1 protein-coding gene is annotated in these 1,411 nt (G+C 62.5%); it reads left to right on the top strand.

Annotated elements, in window-relative coordinates; translation table 11 throughout:
• Nucleotides 1-1,411, top strand: a 1,411-nt coding sequence (locus ACI2KA_RS26950) for a mannose-1-phosphate guanylyltransferase/mannose-6-phosphate isomerase (protein WP_404505489.1), incomplete at both ends; no start/stop codon positions are given.

Here is a 1,411-nt window from a genome sequence, read left to right on the forward strand (position 1 = left end):
TCGAAAGATCACACCGGTTCTGTTGGCCGGCGGTGCCGGTTCCCGTTTGTGGCCTGTTTCGCGTGACCAGCTGCCCAAGCAGTTCCAGCCGCTGGTGGGCAATCTTTCGACCTATCAGCAGACGCTGAAGCGGGTGGGCGACACGGGGCTTTACGCCGAGCCGCTGGTGATCACCAACGAGGATTTCCGTTTCTTCGCCCGCCGCCAGGCGGAAGAGATCGGCCTGCCGGCGACGGTGGTGCTTGAACCGGCCCGCCGCGACAGCGCCGCCGCCATGGCGGCCGCCGCCGTGCTGGCCGAGCGCCGCGCGCCGGGGTCGCTGGTGCTGGCGCTGGCCGCCGACCATGTGGTGCTCGATGCCGACGCATTCTCCGATGCCGTGAGGCTCGGCGCCAAGGCCGCCGATCAGGGCAATATCGTCGTCTTCGGCCTGGTGCCGAACGAGCCGCGCACCTCCTATGGCTATATCAAGCCGGGCGCGGCGATCGATGGCGAGAAGGATCTGAGCAGCGTCGATGCCTTCGTGGAAAAGCCGGACATGAAGACGGCGATCACCTATCTGGAAAAGGGCTATCTGTGGAATTCCGGCAACTTCCTGTTCCGTTCCGACGTGATGATCGCCGAGCTGAAGGCCTTTGCGCCGGAGATTCTTTCGGCGGTGACGCAGGCGGTGGAGCACTATGAAAGCGACCTCGGCTTCGTGCGCCTGCATCAGGCAAGCTTCGAGGCCTCGCCGAAGAACTCCATCGATTATGCGGTGATCGAAAAGACGAAGCGCATGGCGGTGGTGCATGGCCATTTCCGCTGGTCCGATATCGGCAGCTGGGATGCGATCTGGGAGATCGCCGACAAGCACGGCAACGACAATGCGCTGGAAGGCAACGGCGTCTTCGTCGATTCACAGGGCTGCCTGATCCATTCCACGCAATTGCTGACGACGGTGGTGGGGGCCAAGGACCTGGTTGTGGTGGCCACCAAGGATGCGGTTCTGGTGGTGCCGAAAAACCGGGTGCAGGATGTGAAAGGTCTGGTGGAGACGCTGAAGGACGGCGAACACGCGCCGCAGACGCAGACCCACAAGCGGGTCTACCAACCCTGGGGTTTCATCGAACACATGTATGTGGACGAGCGCTACCGGGTGGGCCACATCACGGTGGATCCCGGCCACCGCATCTCGTTCCAGAAACATTACCACCGCTCGGAACACTGGATCGTGGTCAAGGGCACGGCGACGGTGACGATGGGCGAGGAGACCCGGCTTCTGACGGAGAACCAGTCGGTCTATATCCCGATCGGCCAGCCGCACCGGCTGGCCAATAACGGCCAGATCCCCCTCGAACTCATCGAAATCCAGACCGGAGCCTATATCGGAGAGGACGATGTCATCCGTATCGAGGATGATTACAAGCGA

The organism is Agrobacterium sp. NPDC089420, assembly GCF_044900305.1.
In the GTDB taxonomy this organism is placed as follows: domain Bacteria; phylum Pseudomonadota; class Alphaproteobacteria; order Rhizobiales; family Rhizobiaceae; genus Agrobacterium.